Source organism: Blastocatellia bacterium, from assembly GCA_016713405.1.
In the GTDB taxonomy this organism is placed as follows: domain Bacteria; phylum Acidobacteriota; class Blastocatellia; order Chloracidobacteriales; family JADJPF01; genus JADJPF01.
In genome coordinates, this window is sequence record JADJPF010000003.1 from 362849 (window position 1) to 377951 (window position 15103).

At 35.8% G+C, this 15103-nt stretch carries 15 protein-coding genes and 1 tRNA gene; 7 read left to right on the plus strand and 9 right to left on the minus strand.

The features are described from left to right. Positions 1–18: 18 nt before the first annotated feature. Positions 19–1122 carry a hypothetical protein gene (locus IPK14_05030; GenBank protein MBK7992784.1) on the minus strand — a complete coding sequence of 368 codons (1104 nt, stop codon included), beginning with the start codon at positions 1120–1122 and terminating at the stop codon, positions 19–21. A 145-nt stretch (positions 1123–1267) separates the two neighbouring features. Here IPK14_05030 and IPK14_05035 point away from each other — a divergent pair, with 145 nt between their 5' ends. Continuing rightward, entirely contained in the window at positions 1268–2284 is a 1017-nt protein-coding gene (locus IPK14_05035; protein MBK7992785.1) for a thermonuclease family protein, read from the plus strand. 106 nt (positions 2285–2390) lie between these two features. Here IPK14_05035 and IPK14_05040 read toward each other — a convergent pair whose 3' ends face one another. Next, entirely contained in the window at positions 2391–2942 is a 552-nt protein-coding gene (locus IPK14_05040; protein ID MBK7992786.1) for a transposase, read from the minus strand. Positions 2943–3072: 130 nt separating this feature from the next. Between IPK14_05040 and IPK14_05045 the strand changes: the two genes are divergently transcribed. Then, entirely contained in the window at positions 3073–3561 is a 489-nt protein-coding gene (locus tag IPK14_05045) for a hypothetical protein (GenBank protein ID MBK7992787.1), read from the plus strand. Positions 3562–3565: 4 nt separating this feature from the next. On the opposite strand, the gene IPK14_05050 is transcribed toward IPK14_05045, so the two are convergent. From IPK14_05050 to IPK14_05060, 3 genes are read right to left on the minus strand one after another with little or no spacing between them, the layout of a single operon-like run. Continuing rightward, positions 3566–6400, minus strand: coding sequence for an Hsp70 family protein (locus IPK14_05050; GenBank protein ID MBK7992788.1), 2835 nt, complete (start codon positions 6398–6400; stop codon positions 3566–3568). Further along, the gene (locus IPK14_05055) at positions 6400–8253 is read right to left on the minus strand and encodes an Hsp70 family protein (protein MBK7992789.1); all 1854 of its coding nucleotides are present in this window, start codon (positions 8251–8253) and stop codon (positions 6400–6402) included. Before IPK14_05055 ends, IPK14_05050 begins: the two co-directional genes overlap by 1 nt. 34 nt (positions 8254–8287) lie before the next feature. Then, positions 8288–8827, minus strand: a complete 540-nt coding sequence (locus IPK14_05060; protein MBK7992790.1) for a DUF2760 domain-containing protein — start codon at positions 8825–8827, stop codon at positions 8288–8290. A gap of 208 nt (positions 8828–9035) precedes the next feature. Between IPK14_05060 and IPK14_05065 the strand changes: the two genes are divergently transcribed. Continuing rightward, entirely contained in the window at positions 9036–9356 is a 321-nt protein-coding gene (locus tag IPK14_05065; protein ID MBK7992791.1) for a hypothetical protein, read from the plus strand. 40 nt (positions 9357–9396) lie between these two features. Then, positions 9397–10839 carry a porin gene (locus tag IPK14_05070; protein MBK7992792.1) on the plus strand — a complete coding sequence of 481 codons (1443 nt, stop codon included), beginning with the start codon at positions 9397–9399 and terminating at the stop codon, positions 10837–10839. Between the two features lies 1 nt (position 10840). Here IPK14_05070 and IPK14_05075 read toward each other — a convergent pair. Then, positions 10841–10914 (minus strand) — tRNA-Glu (locus IPK14_05075). Positions 10915–10984: 70 nt separating this feature from the next. Beyond that, entirely contained in the window at positions 10985–12067 is a 1083-nt protein-coding gene (locus tag IPK14_05080; GenBank protein MBK7992793.1) for a hypothetical protein, read from the minus strand. Positions 12068–12345: 278 nt separating this feature from the next. On the opposite strand from IPK14_05080, the gene IPK14_05085 reads away from it, so the two are divergent. Further along, positions 12346–13146 (plus strand): alpha/beta hydrolase, encoded by an 801-nt coding sequence (locus tag IPK14_05085; GenBank protein ID MBK7992794.1) that lies wholly within the window; start codon positions 12346–12348, stop codon positions 13144–13146. Positions 13147–13166: 20 nt separating this feature from the next. On the opposite strand, the gene IPK14_05090 is transcribed toward IPK14_05085, so the two are convergent. Then, complete coding sequence (locus IPK14_05090) at positions 13167–13586, minus strand: hypothetical protein (protein ID MBK7992795.1); 420 nt, start codon at positions 13584–13586, stop codon at positions 13167–13169. 266 nt (positions 13587–13852) lie between these two features. Here IPK14_05090 and IPK14_05095 point away from each other — a divergent pair, with 266 nt between their 5' ends. Both IPK14_05095 and IPK14_05100 read left to right on the plus strand, forming a co-directional pair. Further along, entirely contained in the window at positions 13853–13996 is a 144-nt protein-coding gene (locus tag IPK14_05095; GenBank protein ID MBK7992796.1) for a hypothetical protein, read from the plus strand. A gap of 25 nt (positions 13997–14021) precedes the next feature. Then, positions 14022–14468, plus strand: a complete 447-nt coding sequence (locus IPK14_05100; GenBank protein MBK7992797.1) for a hypothetical protein — start codon at positions 14022–14024, stop codon at positions 14466–14468. Positions 14469–14526: 58 nt separating this feature from the next. Here the strand turns inward: IPK14_05100 and IPK14_05105 are convergent, their stop codons facing one another. After that, complete coding sequence (locus tag IPK14_05105) at positions 14527–15045, minus strand: hypothetical protein (GenBank protein MBK7992798.1); 519 nt, start codon at positions 15043–15045, stop codon at positions 14527–14529. Positions 15046–15103: the final 58 nt, after the last annotated feature.

The window sequence follows — 15103 nt, forward strand, 5'->3', positions numbered from 1 at the left end:
AGTTATAAATAGTCTAGGTTAAATATCTAGGCTATTTATTTGCCCAAATTCTACTTTTTGACAAGAAAAAGTAGGTTTTAACCAAGGAGCAAGCCAAGAGGCGGTTAATTCTGATGAAGGAAAGAAATTAGGAATGCCTTTTTTACCCATTCCAGCAACTACTTTTTCTTTAACCATAGAAATATATTGTTCTGCTGTATATTCGGCAGTATTTGCATTAAGAATTACTTCTAGTCCCCACTCCTTAGCATGACGACGAATACCATGAATTTTGCTTTCTAAAGGGCAATAGCTATCTATAGAAATTCCGTTTTCACTAGTTACAAAAACACCATTAGGAGTATTAATTGCTAAGGAAATATTTCCTGGCGTATGGCCTGGAGTATGAAGCAGGGCGACACCATCACCTAACATAACATCATCATCAATGAGGATTTGTTTATCTGTACAAACATCTTTAAGTGCATCAGGGACATACCAAGGAATTTGTACTGGATGAAGTTGTTTCATAGATTCAACTTCTGCACGATGGAAAATAAAATGGGCATTAGGGAAAAGTGCTTGTCTAGGGGGTTGATTATTTTTAGCTATAGTTCCCATAAGCCTTCTTAAATCTTGTACATGTAAATGATCAAAGCTTATATAATCTATTTCTGAAGGTTTTACTCCAATAGCTTTTAGGTGTTCTTCTACATTAGCTACTTTTTTGCTCAAAATATTTTCTGAAATAAATGTTCCATAACGCTTAATTTGTTTTGCGTAAAATGGGACAGCTTTTGATGCTTCAAAATCGCTTGGATTCATAAGTAGATTTTTGATTTTTTCTCCTTGGCGAAACTGAACAAAGAGAGTTCTATTAGTCATAACTACATAAGGAGCAGGAGAAAGAGCAGCACCCCAAAAGCCAAATTTAGTTGGGTAAGGAAAAGAAATTAAATCAAAAGTACGAACAGCTAGAACTTTTGGCCCAGCAGAAAATTTTTTATGAAAATCTTGTGCTAAATGTCTAACAGCCTCAAGTTTAGCCCCTGTTAAAGTAATTTTACTTGCAGGTAAAAAATCTGTAATAGGTAGAATTTTTTTATCAATGGTTTTAGTTGGCTCATCCAAAGTTACTAACATTTAATAGCTCCTAAAGAAAAATACTGCATTACTAAAAAAGAGCAATTTTTGAGGTTTGATTTTTGTTTGTAAGAAAATATAATCTAAATCTACTTTGTTTTGTTAATATTATTTTCCCAGCCAAGCTAAGTAAAAGGAATAAATAATGCGTAACTTATTGATCATACTAAATTTACTGATATTAGTTAATAGTTTTGTTATTGAAGCTAAAGCACAAAAGGCTAAAGCTAAAGAACCTGTTAAAAACGTAACAACTAGCTCTAATACCACAACTTCATTAGTAGTTGAGCAAGTAATTAATGGTGATCTAGTAAAATTAACTAATGGTGAGTTAGTAAGATTAATTGGGGCTGATGCTCCTGTAACATCTGTAGGTAATCAGCCAGGGCAAGAACCTTGGGCTAGTGAGGCGCGAACTTTTACAGAACGTCTAGCTATAGGTAAAGAAATTACAATCAATAATTTAGGCTTGTCAGCAGATGAATATGGTAGGCGTATAGGTTTAATTTATATCTATGATTTATGGTTGGACTATGAATTAGTTAAAGAGGGTTTAGCAGTAGTTCAAAGTAACAGGTATTTAGATAATAAAAGTAAACAGCAACTCTTGGATGCTCAAAGCGAAGCTATAAAGGCAGGAAAAGGTATTTGGAATGCTGAAAATCGGATGCCGTTACCACCAAAAGAATTTCGTGCAGCTAATGGTATAGAAGAAGGAAATAAAAATGAATCTTGGAAAAATATTGCTTCTAAATCTCCTCAATCAAAAAGTGTTAATACGTCCAATAGCTCTAGCAAAACTACTGATCCAAGCTCAAGTGATACCACAAGTGTTAGTTCTGTTGTTAGTAAGGAAGCTTTAGACTCCTTAAAGCAAATTCAAGAAAAATTGGAGGGTGGTTTAAGAAGCAATGAAATAGCAAAATTAGTTGCTATTGCAGATGGAAAAGTTCAGGCGGCTAGCTCTGTCTCAAAAGTTGATCGAATACTAGTTAGAAACTTAAAAGATGCGTTGGATGCTTATAAATTAGTGCTAGACGCTTTTAAGAGAAGAGAGACTGCAACGGACGCAGAGCGACCAAGATATGATAAATTTATTGATGGGGCTTTAGAAATTGCAGATAAATCAATTATAGAAGCAGAAACAAAATGTTGTAAATAAAAGTTTTGTTTTACTTGAAAAAGTTCTAGGGCAATTTCAGCATCAGTTTCGGTAACTGCTTGATAAATAAGCTTGAGGGCTAGAACAATTTTTTTAAGATCTAGGATTAACAATTGCGTAAGCCATCTTCTTTACGGTTCTTTAACTCTGTTACTATGCTCAACCAAAATCTAGCTCCTTGGTTTTCACTAGCCCACATTCCTAATACTTCTTTGTATCCTCTCAAATTTACTCCTATTGCTAAATATATTGCTTTATTATTGACTTTTCCTTTTGTATGTACTTTTCCTTGTATAGCATCTAGGTAAACTATTGGATAAACTGCATCTAAGGGTCTAGTTTGCCAAGTTCTTACTTCCTCTACATAACTATAGAAATATTCTCCTAGCACTCTTTCTAGCGATTCTATATTTATATTTCTGAATACCCAGTTCAACGTTCCTACACATGGCGTTTTTCCTTCCTTAAATCGCAAAGCTAGAGCTATTTCTTTTCCATAATTACGCCCCCATTCTGCTATTGCACTATAGCTTTTATACCCACTCATTATTGCTGCTATTGTCATTAACAATATTGCTTCTAACTTATGTCTCTTTCCTTTGGCTTGACGAAAGTCCTCTACTTCGTTTAATACTTCTTTTAAAGTTTTAGGAGTCATAGTTTTTCCCTTTTCTTTTGGTAAAGTTTTGGAATTTTACTATACTCCTTTCTCTTTTTGCTTTTTAGAGAACTGAATGACCCTACACTAGCTCTTTAGGGCTAGTCTAAATTTTTAGGGAGGAAAATTTATGCTTTCAGATGGATTAAAAAAAGAATTGCAACCAAAAATAATGACAATGAGAGTGCTTTGGGCAGCTATGACAATGACACTATTTATGTTTACAGTAGTTTTCTTTGTGCTACTTAGACCAACTACAGTAGCTTTTCCTAATGTCACTTCTACGCTAGATTTGGCTTTGTCTTTTATGGCTGTAACTTCTATTTCAGCTTCTTTTGTATTAAAAAATCTTTTTTTATCCAAAGAAGGTATAAAAAAAGTAATGCAGGAATCTGCGTCAAAAGATAAAGCTATATTGGAATTATCCAACAGATATTTTACTAATATGGTAGTAAGGCTAGCTATTAATGAGACAATCGCACTTTATGGACTTGTTTTAAGTTTAGTAACACTACGCCCTGTTTTAATTCCTTTTGTTGCAATTGCTTTAGTGATGAATATTTTAACTTTTCCTAATTATGAAAACTTTGCTGAATCTGTCTTGCAAGAAAACTTTTAAGCTTTTATTGAATAAGCTTTAGTCCTAGCGGTAAAGATTCGCCAAAAATTCTTGCTGCGTCGCGTTGTTCGGCTGGAACATAATTTTCTAGGCTCTCGATTAAGTAAGCTTGCTTGTTAATTTCTTTTATTTTAGCAATTATACGGTTTCGCAAACTGTTGTTAATGTCTCGTGCTGTGTCATTGGTACGCGCTCCCATCTGAGCAAGTGCTAAAACAAAACTATCTAAAGCAATTGTTTCAATATTTAAGATTGCTTCTAACCAGTTGGTGACAATTTTAGGGGATACTACTGTATCAATCGTAGCATAAAAAGGAATCCGTGCGCCGATACGACCTAAAGCCCAAAATTCATTTTCTCCAGCTTGACCATTTTGGATACGAGAAACCAAAGCATTTCCTAATTCAGTTTTATGATGTTGGGTTAATAGTTCCATGCTTGCTAGAACTCGCCAAGTTTCTCTTTCCACTTGTGGATTAAGTCGGACACGTTTTTTAGTTTTACTTCCAAGTAGTTGAGGAACATAGCGTTCATAGAAATCAAGCTGTTGACCTTTAGTAAAACCAGCACAAACCCTACGCCATAGAACATGCCATTCAGCCTGGCATTGCTCATCATCTAGGAAATATAGCCCTCGATGGTAAAGTTTGCGGGCTTGTTGAAGTCGCCAATCATCAACTGGGTCGCCAAAACCGGGACGCAAGCAAAAACCATAGAGATTTAGCCAACGGGCTTCAAATTTTCCTCCTAATTTGCGGCCTTCAACAAGTTCCATTAACTGATCTGATAGTTTACGGATTAACTCTAGCGGCCAACTATCCCGGCCAATACCAATTATTTCTTCTAATCTGCCCAATAATTCAACAGGACTTGCTGTTAATTGACAAACTTTTCCTGGATCTTCACTTGATCCAAAGACTTCTTTAATAGCTTCTTTAGCTTTCTCTATAGTTTCTTCTGGAATTACCTGCTGACTTTGTGGAAGTATTCCGGTTTCTTTACGAAAAGCTTTGATTTGAGGAGTATCTTTACGTAGTTGGAATTGAAGCCGCCAGCGATGTTCCGTAATTTGTGACTCGCACCAAATTTCTAATGTCCCAACCTCGGTAAATTCCGTAGCAATTTTTACTGGAATATCAACGTTAGTTGAGCGTTTGCCAAAGCGAATAACTGTAACTAATGGTGAATGAGGATGCAGATCATCAGGATCTACAGTAATAATATCGCCTAATTTATCACCTTGACGAGTTGTAGAACTCCAAAGATTAAAGCTAACCGGACGATTTGCTTGTAAAACCAGATTTCCAGCAGCCATTTCCCAAGTTAGTTTAGTTCCTTCCTCGGTTCCTCGTGGTAAAACACAAACAACATCTACTTTAGACTCTTTTTCTTCCGAATCTTCACGATTAATTGCAATGTAATAAGCTTTTGCACTGCCTGAACCAACACGAATACCACCTTGACGACGGATAAAACCATAATAAGCAGCACCAATAGCAACAGCAGTGTCTAGCGCGTCATTAGAAAGCATTTTAGGAAGCCAATCTTGTTGTCCATCATCAAACCAATTCATCAAAGCTTCAGCTAATCTTACTCTTAGAATGGGTGGTTTGAAAAATCCTCCATTAAAAAGTATTGCATCCGGTCGAACGGGGCCAGAATCACCACCAGCACGATGTAAAAATTCAGCTAAATGACGTGTAATTGCTGGATCTTGCTCGTAAGGCAGGCCTATTTCACGTAGTCCAGTACGTTTTTCATTGTGCGGCTTTTCTGCAAGTTCTGTAACAGGCAGAAAACCTTCTAAAATTAAATCTAAAACTTGGGGACGAGTTAATTCTGTTTGAATTAAGCCTCCAACAAGACTACTTCCGCTACCAGCAATTCTAATTGTCGCGCTTTGCTCGCTATCATCTCCAAGTAGCTTTTCTTTCGCGCTACAACATTGGCGAAGCAAGGCGGCTCGTTGTTGTAAGGTTAGTTTATTGCTAATTTGTGATTGCACTTGATAGGTTAGGGCGTGGTCTACGTTATCACCACCTAATAAAAGATGCTCACCTACAGCAGTACGATCAAACTTTACTTCATCATTTTCACGGCTAACACGAATTAAACTAAAGTCAGATGTTCCACCGCCAACGTCACAGACTAAAATAGTCTCTTTGTCGGCTACATATTTTTCAAAATTTTCATGATTAGTGACAATCCAGGAATAAAAAGCTGCTAACGGCTCTTCAAGCAAAGTTAAATTTGTAAAACCTGCTTTGTGTGCTGCTTCAACTGTTAATTCCCTGGCTTCTTCATCAAATGAAGCAGGAACAGTAAGAACAATTTCTTGATTTTCAAAGCGAGTTTCTGCATTCTCACCAAATTCATGATTCCAGGTATCTCGAATATGTTTAAGATAGCTAGCTGAAGCTTCAACTGGCGAGCAAGCATCTTCTCCAAGATCTGATCCCCAAGGTAAAATTTTAGCTCGTCGGTCTACTTCAGGATAACAAAGCCAGGATTTAGCAGAACTAACTAGCCTAGCAGGGACTAAAGCACCCTGTTCACGTGCAAAAGTTCCTACAGCAGTTTTTGCAGTTTCATCCCAAGGTAGCCAAAGGCTTTCAGCCGCAATATCATATTCTCCAGCAATATAAAGAAAAGATGGAAGTGTGCGAATAGGCGCACCTTCGCCAGGTGCTACTAATTGAGGGATTTCATAGAGTTCAATTATAGGAAATTCTATTTCTGCGCTACTTTGGCGACGAACAAAGGCGACAGCCGAATTGGTAGTACCTAGATCAATACCAATAATAAATTGAGATTTTGGTTTTTTTTCTGCTGTTTGCATTATTCTTCTTCACGCTCTCGAACATTAAATTCTAGTTTCCATTTATGTTGGTCATCACGAGAAACACACCAGACTTCTAACGTCCCGATTTCCGTCATTCTGGACTCTAACTCTACAGGTAAGACATTATCTTCCTGTCCAGGAATCTCTAAAGTTATTTCTAGCGGGGATAATTCTTGAATTTCATCTCCCCAATCTTCTATTAGCGTTCCAATAGAGTCTTTTTTGCGGGTATTAGAGCTTAAAAATCGAAATTCGGCAGGTTCGCCAACTACAAGACCAAATTCTTGGTTAGGAATTTGTGCAGATGTGCCTTCTTCCATACCAAATGGCACAACACAAAGAGCTTTTAAGGGTGCAGGGAAGCCTGGAATTGCTGGCATCGCGCTTTCAATGCCTATGTAATAGGTACGATTTGCCCCGCCACGAATGCGAACACCGCGACCTTGACGCGCTTGACCATAATAAGTTGCTCCGCGAGCTACAGCCGTATCTAAATCAGCAGAATAAAGCTCTTTTACAGGCTCAAAACCTGCTTGTGCTAACCAATTATTTAGTGTTGCAACAACTTTTTGGCGCAAAATGTCGGCTTTCATCACACCACCATTAAAAAGTATTGCTGTTGGACAAGCAAATCCATCAGTAGAACGGCGGATTTGATAATTTTCTGTGTCTTCTCGGGCTTGTTGTGATAGGAATTTAGCTAAATGCTTGGTGACTGCTGGATCTGCAGCATAAGGAAGGCCGATTTCTTGTAGTCCCACACGGCGTTGTTTAGCGGGCATGTCCGTATTTTGACAGTTTGGGAAGAAGCCTTGTAGCAGAATTTGCTCAATATCTACTCGATTTAGCTCGGTTGTGATGGTTCCACCAACTAAACCAGTACCTTTGCCTAGGATAGTTACAGGTTCTTTATCTAAATTTGTGTTGCTTAGAAGCCTTTCTTTAGCAATTCGGCAGCGATACCAAAGGCTTTGTAGTTGCCAATTGTCAATTTTTGTTCCTCGTTCTTGAAGTCTAAGCTGTAAAAGTCTTGCTAAGGCTAGATCCATGTTGTCACCACCTAGCAAAATATGTTCGCCGACGGCAACACGGTTTAAAACTAGCTCACCTTTTTCTTCTGAAACAGCAATTAAACTAAAATCTGTTGTTCCACCGCCAACGTCACAGACTAAAATTAGGTCGCCAACCGTGACTTGCTTACGCCAAGTCTCGCCTTGGCTTTCAATCCAAGAATAAAATGCTGCTTGAGGTTCTTCTAGCAATGTAACATTATGTAGTCCTGCTAGTTCTGCTGCTTTCATTGTTAGATCACGAGCAGCCATATCAAAAGATGCAGGCACGGTAAGCAAGATTTCTTGGTCTGTTAAGCTAAGATTTGAGCCTAATTGTTGTTGCTCATAGTCCCAGGCTTGGCGCAAATACTCTAAATAAAGCTGAGAAACGGTTAAGGGTGAAACTTTGGAAATATCTGCTGCTGATTGCCAAGGTAAAATTGGCTGAGTTCGGTTAACGCCTGGATGACAAAGCCAGGATTTAGCCGAAGCAACAAAACGAGTGGGATTTTCTGCACCTCGTTTGCGAGCTAGTTCACCTACTACAAAAGAATGTTCACTTGTCCAGGGAAGCGAGGTGCTACCTTTAGGAAAATCATACTCTCCAGGTATATAAAGAAATGATGGAAGCAATTTTTGGCTGGCAACTTCACTAGGATTAATTAATTGTGAAACAGAAAAAAGGGAAATATCTGCCTTTTCGTCTTCGGCTGGATTAATTCGGCGACTGCTAGCAAGTGCGCAATTGGTAGTTCCAAGGTCAATACCAACAATATATTCAGAATTATTTTTAGACATAGTTTTATAACTTTAAGAAAATTTCAAAATAACTTTAAGGGATTTCAACTTCTGCCGGAGCTAAAATTATTTGACTTGTAGTTTCTGGTAAAGCTGGTAAATCTACTTTAGTTACTTTCCAGCCACGATGACGAAGCAACCCTTTAATTGGAGGTTTACCAGTAACATTACCTATTAATTTAATTGTGGCAGGGTCAAAACCTGTGTCGACTGTGACTTGTTCACCTTCGCTAGAATCCATAACAGGTTCAAGCTGTAAATAACGGCTTAATACTTGTTGGCAACTTTCATGCAAGTTACGAACAGCCGCGCCAACTTGAGCATCTGCATAGGGTTTTATGTCTTCTTTTAAGAAATCTACAAGCCGCGCATCTCTTTGTAAAATATTGAGCAGTTGCATAGCACGGGCATTATGTTCTGCTTCTTGTTTACGTAATTCTTCTGGTGTAGGGCCAGCCGGAAGAGCAACTTTTTCAGGTTCTTTTTGAAGTTTCATTTCCTTTAACAAATTGTCAGGTAAGGTGTTAGAAGTTAATAGAGCAAAAAAAGCTTTTATTGCTAAACCTAATCCCATTAATAATATTTCCTTATTTTTCAAGCTTTATGGCTAAATAATTTTAGCTTGTGATTTTACTTAATTGCTTAAATAGTGGCAACTAAAGCAGAACGATAATAAAACACTCAATCAATCCTTATGAAATTTTTATGCCTCATTTAGTCTTTCCTTATACCTAAAGCTTTAACATAAAGCTAGTAATAATTTATTTTAGGAAAAGGCTTATATGTTTCTACTAAAACAGATTTCTTTATCTTCAAAATGTGAAATTTGCCATCAGAAAGATTGTTTTAATGCAAAAAAGAACTTTTGCTCAAGGTGTGCAGATTTTGACTCAGAAGTAACTCCAATACCAAAAAGAGTAGCAAAATATAATCTTGCTAATATAGGAACATTACTAGGTATATTGGTAGGGTTATCTTTACTTCTAGTAATTATGTTAGTAACAGGAAAAGAGATTAAAGAGGCGTTTTATGTTGGGCTAGGTTTTGCTATTTGGGGAGCAATATTAGGTTCTGTGGTTGGTGAAGGGCTGATGAAACTGTAAGCAATAAATTTATAACTGTAAATTTACGAAGGTGTAATTAATGCAAAGTACAAAATTAAAAATCTTGTTTTTAATAGCTATTATTTGTTGTTTATCTATTAAAAATGTTTATGCACAAGAACAACAGCTAACAAATAGTTTGCTAAAAGATACTAGCAAAGTTACTAATGAAGAATTGAGTGAACGAGAAGTTTTGCTATTAAATAAAGTTACAGAATTAGAAAAGCGGTTAGTTGAGCTAGAAAAAAAAATTATCCAGCCATCAGAAAGCACACAGATTGTGCTGGATGAAAAAACACTACCAAAAGTAGAAAAACCTAATGAAGTTACTGCTAAAGAAAATACAATGCTTTCAGAAGACTTAGACGTTCTTAAATTTTTTAAGGATACAACTATAAATTTAACTTTAGATGGCTACTATGGTTATAATTTTAACCGTCCTCGTGCTAATTTATTGCGTGCTTATGATGTTGCGCAAAATAGTTTTACTTTAAGCCAAGCGGCATTAATACTGGAACAAACTCCAAATTTAGAAGAAGGACGTAGATTTGGTGCAAGGTTAGATTTGCAATTTGGTTCTGCTACGGAAACTTTGCAAGGTAATGCAAATAATGAACTTCGCCCGCAGGTTTATAGGCATGTTTTACAAGCTTATGGCACTTATGTTTTCCCAATAGGAAGCGGTTTAACGCTGGATTTTGGGAAATTTACTAGTGCATTAGGAATTGAAGGAAACTATAACAAAGACCAAATAAATTATAGTCGTTCTTATTTTTTTAACTTTTTGCCCTTTTATCATACGGGCTTTCGCTCAACCTATAATGTAAATAGTAAACTTACTTTGACACATTGGTTGGTTAATGGTGTACAGCAAACAGAAGACTTTAATGGGTTTAAGTCACAAGCTTTGATAATTAACATTAAGCCTAAAGAAAATATATCTTTTAACTTAAATTATTATACTGGTTTAGAAGGTCGAGATTCAGTAGCAAACCTTAATCCAACTTTTCCTAGTTTACCTACACAACCCGGACTACCTACACAATCAATTAATCCTGTTCCAAGGGGTAGACTTCATATTTTAGATAGCTATTTTACTTGGAATGTTACTAGTAAACTTACTCTTGCTGGAGAGCTAGATTATGTTATTAGCCGAGTAAATACTTTTTCTGCTCCAATGCGTGTAACAGGGGGTGCAGCCTATTTACGTTATCAATTTACTCCAAAAGTTGCTTTAGCTTTACGAGGGGTTTATTTGTCAGATAGAGGAGGTTTATTTAGTGGAGTTACTCAAGCCTTAAAAGATACAACGTTTACACTTGACTACAAATTTGCAGAAGGGTTTTTAATGCGGGCAGAGTACCGAAGAGATTTTTCTAATCAAGCATTCTTTTTAACTAATAAAGAGGGGTTAAAAAAGGAGCAAAATACAGCTACATTAGGGTTAGTTTGGTGGTTTGGTCGTAAGGGGGGTAGTTGGTAAATAGCGCATACGGGACTCGAACCCGTGATCTCGGCCTTGAGAGGGCCGCGTGTTAACCGACTACACTAATGCGCCAGGTTAAAGTAATTTATTTATAGATATTTGCAAGCGCGAATAATAGATGATCGTTCTATAAACTGTCAATCTATGATTTGCTAAAATCGTCTGTTATTTCTAAGTCTTTCATTAGTTTTTGCATTATTTCTTTAACACGTTGAATTTGTTTAACACCTTCAGTAATTTCATAAGTTCTGGATTTTAAGCTAGTGTAATTATAGCCTTGTTGTTTTAGCCAATTAGCAGCAAACTGTAGTTGTGCTGGTTTAATACTAAGTAAGGTTTCACAGTAATTAAGATGTTGTAAAAAAGTTTCACATTCAGATAAAAGCACATTGCTTTCAGGAAATGAAGAAATAGAGTTAATAGGAATAAGGCTTGATAGGTCTTCTTTGTCATCTGTTTTATAGTATTTTTTAGTTAAAGAAGAGTCACCTAAAAGAAGAGTACGTTTTTGGTTTTTTTCTAGTTTTTCTTCTGGATCAAAGCGAGACAAAACATGCACACTTCCTGTAATAGTTCCATTAGAAGGTTTAGTGCTTAGTGCTTCTCCAGTAAATTGTGCTGCAATGGTCGTAATAGTTTCAGCCGAAGCTCTTTTGGATGCAATGCTAGTAATTTGTTGGCATATCTTATCTGGTGATAAAGCCAAAGTTAGACCTAATATTTCATCTACTTGTAATATTTTAGATAAATTATTAGTAGATAGTAGTAAAATATCTCCATAGCGTAATTGAAACATACTGATATTTGCTTTAATGGTAGCTGTTTTACCAATAGCTTGTAATAATAAGTTTCTATATGAATTTCTTTGAGTATTATTAATTAGATTATCTGCTGCTATTGGACTGTCAGCAGTTTGATCAGAAGTTACTTGTTTAATTTGTTCTCCACGAATAAGATAAGCTCGACTATTTCCTACCTCAGCAATAAAAGCTTGGTCACGTTCAATTAATACCGCTGTTAGGGTTGACATACTATCTTTCATAGCAATATTAGTTTGTCGTTCTTGCCAAACAATATTATTGGCTTCCTCAACCGCAGCAACTAAGCGATCATAAGCTGCAATATTAGTAGGCATTCTTAGCAAAGCATCTTTAATAGCTAGTGTAGTTAGTTCGCTTGCAATATTAGAATTTTGGTCTAGCCCAATGCCTTGAGCTACTATCAATAATAATGAATTTTTATCTAAAGGCTGACGTAGATTTAAGCTATTTGCTAGTGTTTGCCCATTTGTTAGATTAGCAATTAGGATAGCATCTTTGTTTTTTACTTCTGAATTGGTAGTTGTATTAATACCATAAATATCACAATAGACATTAGCACTAGCTTATGATACTAACTCCAAATATATTATTGATTAATGTATAAATTAATGTATAAAGAGATGTATTTAAGCACAGACAAGCTAAAATATACATCAATTCTTAGAAGAAAAGAGCCTATACTTTGCCATTTATTGAGTTAAATAACTCTGTTTTTAGTAAGAATAAAAAATCTACAAAAATCTACTATCGTAGTTATGGACAGGGGAAGCCTTTAGTATTATTGCATAGTGGATGGGGTTATGAAGTTTATAATTTTCAAACCCAAATAGATTTACTAGAGGATTATTTTAAAATAGTAATTCCAGATCGTTCTGGATATGGTAGATCAACAAAGCTAGATCAACTACCAATGAATTTTCATGAACTAGCCGCTGAGGAAATGATAGAATTTCTTGACAAACTAGAAATAGATAGCGCATTACTTTGGGGACATAGTGATGGAGCAGTAATAGCAGCGATTATGGGATTAAATTATCCTAAGCGTGTTGGGGGAGTAATTTTAGAGGCTTTTCATTATTTTCGGGCAAAAAGTAGTTCTAAAGAATTTTTTGAAAAAATGATTAATTCTCCAAGTGATTTTGGAGAGCGTGTTTGTCAAGCCTTGATAAAAGATCATGGGGAAGAATACTGGCAAAACCTACTAAAAATAGCAGGTAAAGCTTGGTTAGAAATTATTGTTGATGCCCAAGTAGGAGACAAAGATTTTTATAAGCAAAAGCTTTCAAAGTTAGTTTGCCCTACAATGTTTATTCATGGAGAAAAAGATTTACGTACAGAAGTAGGGGAAATGCAACAAGTACAAGCTTTACTACCACAAGCAAAATATCATTTTTTAACAGACATAGGGCATAGTCCGCATTCAAGCAGTAAGGCAAGCCAAAACTGTGCTGAAATAGCAAAGCAATTCCTTGTTAATCTTTAAGTATAAGTAAAAATTTTCTGTTATTTATTCTGTAATAAGACTTTTACACCGTCAGAAAATTTTACTTCTATTTTATTAGTATCTTTTATAGATAGCACTTTACCGACACCAAATGAAGCATGAGCAATGATTTCGCCTGCTTCATAATTTTCACGCATATTATAATTGCGGCTAGGTAGACCAAAATCTTCAACGCTACTAGCTGTTTGAGCGCGTGTAGATGTACTACGGGTTTTTGTTACTTTAGTTGTTTCACCTTTTGCTGTTTTTGGTGCGCGATAACTACGGTAAGTGTTACACATACCACAGATTACTTTTTTTATTGTACCATCAGGGTCTTGAGCAACAATGCGATGGATTCTATCCATTCTACAACGTCCACAAAGTGTTTCTATTTCTTCACCAATACGACTGTGGGAAGGAGTTAGGGAATTTACCATAGATAATTTTCTCCAAGCTATTATGCGGCAAGATCATAAAGCTAAATTACAGATTAAGCAAGGCAGAGTTAGCTAGAAAAATGTTTTTTTAATAAAGATTTTTCTGGCAAAGTATTTTCAAAATAAATAAAAACAAATAAAATCTTAACAAAAGACTATTTATTTTTGCTTAATTGGTGTAATTTTAAGCTAAATCTTATTTTTTCTAAATCCAAGCTAACCAATTTAACAAACAAAACCTCATTATTTTGAAGCGAGAACAGTAAATGTCAAAAATTGATGCTAAAAGCCCCTTTCTTTTACAGGAACAACAAATAGATCAAGCCTTGATGCAGCTACGTAATTTGCTACATCAAATGCTTGCTGATATGGCTTCTAATCCTAATGTGGGGATCAAGCGCAAATTATAGGTTTAAAACAACGCTTAACATCTCTATGGAACTTCGTGCATTAGAAAATGATCGCAAAGCTATAGCAGCACAAAAACAATTAATAGAGCTACAAGCCAAATTAACAGAAACGGAAATGATACTTGTTACAACTAGGGATTATGTTATTACCTCTGAAGCAAAATCTGTTGAATTAGAAGCCCGTTTAGAAGATGCCGAAAAGCGTTGGCAATTAGCTAGCCAACAAATACTAAAATTACAAAATGAACTTAATATAGCTAATAGTAGTTTAGAAGCGGCTCAAATACGTACTACGGCTGCTGAACATCGGGCTATTGCTAGTGAAGCTCAAGTTTTAGAGCTAAAAAACCAACTTGAAGAAGCTGAACGTCGGGCCAATGAAGCAGAAGAACGGGCTAATGAAGCAGAAGAGCGAGCAATGAAAATGTATCTTAATGTTACAGAGAAATTAAGAGAAATTCGGGGGAAATAATTTTAGGAGGGTAAAAACTAGACCCCATAATAAAACATTGAGTCTAGTTTTATAAGGATTATAAATTACAAAACTCTACTAAATTTTCTTGTAATTTTTTATATTCTTCTTCACTTAGTTGGTTAAAGTCTGGTTGGTTGATGCGTTTTTGTCCTCCAAAAACAGCAATAACAAAATTTTTGGCTGTTATTGCCCTCCCAAACTTATTACGATAAATCCTATCAATATTAGCAAACTGAGCTTGTGCAGCGTCTAAAGAGTCATAACGCATAATTAAAAAACCTATGCGGTCTTCTCGATGAAACCCTACAGATTCTTCTGAGCCAAACACTGCTACAGCAGCGGGATTTGCTTGGCTAAACTCCCAACCTTTACTTTTTAGATGTGTATAAAGCTGTTGGGCAGTTTTTCCATCTAATGGAGGTTTATTGCTGTTTTTGGTTGGTGCTTCTGGAGAAATAACGTTAAGTTGGCCTGTTGTTGTTTTTGGTTGCTGGTTATTATTGGTTTTGTTGTTTGAACAACCTATAGAAAATAAAATTAAAAAAGTAGAAAATAATAAGACAAGATACTTCATAAAACTTCCTTACAGAACTTCCTTAAAAAATTTTAGGATAGATAAATTTTATTTTTAC

What these genes read in the sequence shown, in the direction of transcription:
- IPK14_05055 (MBK7992789.1), bottom strand. Translation starts at nt 8,253, where the DNA reads ATGTCTAAAAATAATTCTGAATATATTGTTGGTATTGACCTTGGAACT.
- IPK14_05050 (MBK7992788.1), bottom strand. Translation starts at nt 6,400, where the DNA reads ATGCAAACAGCAGAAAAAAAACCAAAATCTCAATTTATTATTGGTATT.
- IPK14_05045 (MBK7992787.1), top strand. Translation starts at nt 3,073, where the DNA reads ATGCTTTCAGATGGATTAAAAAAAGAATTGCAACCAAAAATAATGACA.
- IPK14_05100 (MBK7992797.1), top strand. Translation starts at nt 14,022, where the DNA reads ATGGAACTTCGTGCATTAGAAAATGATCGCAAAGCTATAGCAGCACAA.
- IPK14_05065 (MBK7992791.1), top strand. Translation starts at nt 9,036, where the DNA reads ATGTTTCTACTAAAACAGATTTCTTTATCTTCAAAATGTGAAATTTGC.
- IPK14_05035 (MBK7992785.1), top strand. Translation starts at nt 1,268, where the DNA reads ATGCGTAACTTATTGATCATACTAAATTTACTGATATTAGTTAATAGT.
- IPK14_05030 (MBK7992784.1), bottom strand. Translation starts at nt 1,122, where the DNA reads ATGTTAGTAACTTTGGATGAGCCAACTAAAACCATTGATAAAAAAATT.
- IPK14_05090 (MBK7992795.1), bottom strand. Translation starts at nt 13,586, where the DNA reads ATGGTAAATTCCCTAACTCCTTCCCACAGTCGTATTGGTGAAGAAATA.
- IPK14_05105 (MBK7992798.1), bottom strand. Translation starts at nt 15,045, where the DNA reads ATGAAGTATCTTGTCTTATTATTTTCTACTTTTTTAATTTTATTTTCT.
- IPK14_05060 (MBK7992790.1), bottom strand. Translation starts at nt 8,827, where the DNA reads ATGGGATTAGGTTTAGCAATAAAAGCTTTTTTTGCTCTATTAACTTCT.
- IPK14_05070 (MBK7992792.1), top strand. Translation starts at nt 9,397, where the DNA reads ATGCAAAGTACAAAATTAAAAATCTTGTTTTTAATAGCTATTATTTGT.
- IPK14_05095 (MBK7992796.1), top strand. Translation starts at nt 13,853, where the DNA reads ATGTCAAAAATTGATGCTAAAAGCCCCTTTCTTTTACAGGAACAACAA.
- IPK14_05040 (MBK7992786.1), bottom strand. Translation starts at nt 2,942, where the DNA reads ATGACTCCTAAAACTTTAAAAGAAGTATTAAACGAAGTAGAGGACTTT.